Origin of the sequence: Shewanella sp. 11B5, from assembly GCF_002836795.1 — a bacterium.
Classification (GTDB): Bacteria; Pseudomonadota; Gammaproteobacteria; order Enterobacterales; family Shewanellaceae; genus Shewanella; species Shewanella frigidimarina.
This window is the reverse complement of the sequence record NZ_PJAP01000408.1, coordinates 1-5,147: the sequence shown is the minus strand read 5'-3', so window position 1 is coordinate 5,147 and position 5,147 is coordinate 1. Positions and strand designations below refer to the sequence as shown.

Below are 5,147 nucleotides of genomic sequence, written 5' to 3'. Positions count from 1 at the left end.
GAAACCAGTAATAAATAACTGCCACAAGATGCAGCGATACAACCCATTAGCATAAGCCATACATGCCAGCGCGTTGCACTAATAAGGTTAATATTGGCGATGGCCGCCGGATGATGACGTGAAAACCAAGGGATTGAATAAAACCAGTTAGTCGCCTCACTGGCCATGATAAGTGCGATAGTTAAGCTTTTTTCATCGCCATCTCGATACGTTTCTACCGCCCCGACTCTAGGATCGCCCTTAAGCTTTCGCACCTTAATCAAGCCACGAACAACACTCACCACCAAATACAATTCAATGACCAGCAACACCGCAATAATCGGATAGCGTAACCAAGCAATAAACTCAAAATAGTGCGCGACTTCGTCAGGAAAACTAAACCGAGCAACTAAGCTGCTTAAACTGAAAATAACTATCAATTTCCACAGTTTCTGACCACCCATTTTAATAATGCAATACCAGTAGCTCAGTGGCAGTAACACAAAATACAATCCACAAATAAGGTATAACGACCACTTGTCAGCATCGCTTGTTAACGACTCTGGTGTCCACTGAACGCCTATCACAAAGCTCAACACCATTAAGGCTAAAAAGACTAACCGATACTTTACCGTGGCTCTCATTGAATACTTATCCCTGTATATGTTATTAACCCACGCATATTATTGTGAATATAAACGTGAAGATACAAGTTGTTAACATATCAGCAAACATTAGTTTCACTGCTATTGATTGACGCAAAAATTGTTACTAAAAATTGCCGTGAACGGGTATCAAGATAAGTTGCGCTTGAACAGCCAAGTTAAACCATGAATAGCGGTAGTAGGAAAAGCCATAGAATGATCGGCCTCAGGAATGAGCAGCAGCTTGAGTGCTAAGTCACCAGATTGCGCCGATGGATGGGATTGGAGCAGTTCAAAAAAAGCCTGCGCATCAGCCACCATATGATGATTATCGGTATAAGGTGGTTTTTCTAATTCGCCAATGCCAATAAACACCTTGGCAGATATGGCTGGTGTTTGACTAAAACGCTGCACAAACTGCTGCAACAATTGTTTATTGTCAAACCACAGAGATGGACTGCCTAATACGTAATACACAAATAGCCTTGGCTGTTCTAATAAAATATAAGCACCCAATAACCCGCCTAGCGAATTGCCCACAAAGGTGTTTTGTTGGGTATCGACCCGATAGTTTTTTTCAACGAAGGGCATAACAACCTGACTGATATAAGCAACGTGTCGCTTGGCCTCGCCAGTGGGTAGTTTCCAACTCGCATCGTGACTTGGGGTATAGTCACGGATCCGACTCGCCGAACCTTTGCTTGGCCTCTGATAGCCTATGGCGACTAAAATAGCTTGCTGCATCATGTTACTGTTCATTGGGAATCGCGTCGCACCAGACACCACTTGCAAGCTATACATAGAGTCCGTCATATAGATTACAGGGTAACGATGGTTACTATTGTGGCGGTAATCTTTAGGCAGTTTGATCATCACTTGATAGTGGCGATCGCCATCTTTGAGTATAAATTGACGAGTACGAGGAATGTTGACAACCGCAGCAGTGGAATGCTCATCGACAGCGTTGCTTGTTAAGTCAGCCAGTACAGCATCATTGTTAGCTGACGCACTGGCTAGAGATAACCCACAACACATTATCGCGCCGATTAACCTATAAATTGTTTTCATGCATCCCTGCCCTATGGTAATAAACCACAAACGTTAAATCATATAATCCAGCGCAAGTGCAATAAACAGTACCATTCCGGCCCAGTTATTATTTAAAAAGGCTTTAAAACATGGCGCACGTTCACGACCAAAAATTAATCGTTGCTGATACACGGCAAAACCAATAAAGCTGATAATGCCCAAGCCATAAATAACCCCACGGTCGGCCACCAGCCCAGCCATTACAAAACACCCTAGTGCAGCAAGTTGAAACAAACCGATAATTTGTCGATCAAAGCGACCGAATAAAATAGCCGTTGATTTAATGCCGACTTTTAAGTCATCGTCACGGTCGACGATGGCATACATGGTGTCGTACGCAACCGTCCAACACCAATTGGCCATAAATAACCACCATGCTTCAACAGGCACTTCACCAAGTTGAGCGGCATAAGCCATTGGAATTGACCAACTCCACACAATGCCCAAAAACATTTGTGGCATGTTGGTCACCCGTTTCATAAACGGGTACATCACCGTTAAAATAATCCCCACCACAGATAATTGCACTACCAGTGGATTAAGCCATAATACCAAGCAAAACGCAGCCAAACCTAAGAGGGTAAATAGAGTCAGTGCCTCTTTAACAGACACTTCCCCCGACACCAACGGTCGCATACTCGTACGCTCTACATGAGCATCTAGTTTACGATCGGCAAAGTCATTAATAATGCAGCCATTGGCGCGCATAATCACCACGCCAACAATAAAGATTAACAGCACCTTAATATCTGGCAGCCCTTGAGCCGCTAACACCAGTGCCATTAAACACGGCCATAGCAGCAGCAAGGTACCAATAGGCCTATCAATCCGCATTAATCGTGCATAAGCACGAAGCTTATCTTGCAATGACATTGGTGTCATCTCTCCATGATTTAGCAAGCGAAACACATTAACAACGCTCTAATTTGGCTAACGACACCAACAGCCATTTACTGCCGAAATCAACAAACTCGACCTGCACACGTCCTTTTTCACCAGAACCTTCAAAGCTAGTGACAACACCTTCACCAAACTTAAAGTGCTTCACTTTAGAACCCACTTTATGACCGGTGTCGTTAAAACCATGAGGTTTTTTAGTGGCAACCGTAGCCTTAGCAGGAAAACGCTGACTAACTGATGGCTTAACCTGAGCACGTATGCGAATTTGTTCAACAAACTTTTCTGGAATTTCGTTAATAAACCGTGATGGGCTAGCATAATCTTCACGGCCATAAATACGACGAGATTCCGCATAACTGATGTACAGTTTTTGCATTGCACGGGTCATACCGACATAACACAAACGGCGCTCTTCATCTAAACGATCGCCTTCATCCAGTGCCATCTTACTCGGGAATAATCCTTCTTCAACGCCAGCCATAAACACCATTGGGAACTCAAGCCCTTTGGCTGAATGCAATGTCATTAACTGCACGGCATCGGTAAAGGCATCAGCCTGACCTTCGCCAGCTTCTAATGCTGCATGAGACAAAAAGGCATTAAGTTCGCCCATGTCTTCAAGCTCTTCAGGCATTTCAAAACTGCGTGCAGCAGTAACCAGCTCGTTTAAGTTTTCAATTCGCGCTTGGGCTTTCTCGCCTTTTTCGGCCTCGTACATGGTACGCAAGCCTGAACGATCAATCACATCATCAGCCATCCGGTACAACAACATATCTGCCGTATCCGTTCGCATCGCAATAATCAGTTCCATAAAGCCATTGATGGCATTAGCGGCACGACCAGCAAGGACTTTTTCTTCGATTAAACTCACGCAAGCTTGCCACAGCGTCAGTTCATGCTGTCTGGCGGTTGAGCGTATAATATCCAAAGTACGATCGCCGATACCACGAGCAGGTGTATTCACCACACGCTCGAATGCTGCATCATCATTTTGGTTATTAATCAGACGCATATAGCCCATAGCATCTTTAATCTCTTGTCGCTCGAAGAAGCGCAGACCACCGTAAATACGATACGCTAACCCTTTGTGTAAAAAGGCTTCTTCTAATACTCGCGATTGCGCATTTGAACGATATAAAATAGCGCACTCGCTCAAACTGCCGCCCTTTTCATGCCAGTCGCTAATGCGTCCGACAATAAATTTGGCTTCATCCATTTCATTAAAGGCGCAATAAACCGAAATGGGTTCACCATCTTTATCTTCGGTCCATAACTCTTTGCCCAAACGATCTGGGTTATTGGCAATCACAGCGTTAGACGCATTCAAAATATTCGCTGTTGAACGATAATTTTGTTCTAAACGAATGGTTGTTGCACCCGAGAAGTCTTTTAAGAAACGATGTAAGTTTTCAATTTGTGCGCCACGCCAACCGTAAATAGATTGATCGTCATCACCGACAATCATCACATTGGCGGTATTACCGGCTAACACACGGATCCACGCATATTGAATCGCGTTGGTATCTTGAAACTCATCGACTAAAATATGACGGAAGCGTTCTTGATAATGTGCCAGTAAATGCGGCTTATTAAGCCATAATTCATGAGCTCGTAATAAGATTTCGGCAAAGTCGACCAAACCTGCACGATCGCAAGACTCTTGGTAAACCTTATAAATATTCAGTAAATTCTGTTCAATCGGAAAGCCGCCCGCATCGATATGCTTTGGACGTAATCCTTGGTCTTTTTTGCCATTAATATAACCTTGGGCCTGACGAGGAGGATATTGCTTCTCGTCTAAATTAAGGCTTTTTAGAATACGTTTAAGTAAGCGTAACTGATCGTCAGAATCGATAATCTGGAAACTTTGCGGTAAATTGGCGTCTTGATAATGGGTTCGCAATAACCGATGCGCTAAACCATGGAAGGTACCAATCCACATCCTACCCATGTTAGTGCCCACAACCTTTTCCACCCGTTCACGCATTTCTGCCGCGGCTTTGTTGGTAAAGGTGACTGCCAAAATAGAATATGGACTTTGTTGTTCAACTTGCATTAACCACGCAATACGATGGGTTAATACACGGGTTTTACCACTGCCGGCACCCGCTAACACCAACATATTTGAAAGTGGCGCGCCGACTGCCTCACGCTGTTTATCGTTTAGGCCGTCTAATAATGATGATACGTCCATTTTTCCTCCCAGAAATCTGCGAGGCATTATATCTTAAATAGCGAGATAATGGCGTGCAATACTTCAGCTATTTTATAGCCGCTATCACCTTAGGTAACAGAGTGAGTCCATTGACGACATTAATATCAAAGTCACTAAAATCACTTACTTGTGATGCTCTAACCGCGAAAACCACACCTAAATTGACAAAGCTGTAAGCGAAAATTACTATATAAAATAAACAATTAATTAATGTTAGCGTTAAGTAATTGGCTTAATAGTCAATTAAACACTCAAATTCATGACTAAAGAAACAAGATTACGTTTGTTATTTTTGTGGCGAGTCAGTTCGGTTAATATGT

At 43.3% G+C, this 5,147-nt stretch carries 3 protein-coding genes and 1 pseudogene; all 4 read right to left on the bottom strand.

Annotated elements, in window-relative coordinates; translation table 11 throughout:
- Positions 1–623 (bottom strand): annotated as a pseudogene (locus CXF78_RS09505) (hypothetical protein); the annotation flags it as partial.
- Between the two features lie 150 nt (positions 624–773).
- Complete coding sequence (locus CXF78_RS09500; protein ID WP_102036634.1) at positions 774–1,691, bottom strand: alpha/beta hydrolase; 918 nt, start codon at positions 1,689–1,691, stop codon at positions 774–776.
- Between the two features lie 33 nt (positions 1,692–1,724).
- A complete protein-coding gene (gene ubiA, locus CXF78_RS09495; protein WP_102036633.1) occupies positions 1,725–2,585 on the bottom strand; it encodes a 4-hydroxybenzoate octaprenyltransferase in 861 nt (286 codons plus the stop codon).
- A gap of 37 nt (positions 2,586–2,622) precedes the next feature.
- Entirely contained in the window at positions 2,623–4,806 is a 2,184-nt protein-coding gene (gene uvrD / locus CXF78_RS09490; protein ID WP_011638834.1) for a DNA helicase II, read from the bottom strand.
- Between the last annotated feature and the right edge of the window lie 341 nt (positions 4,807–5,147).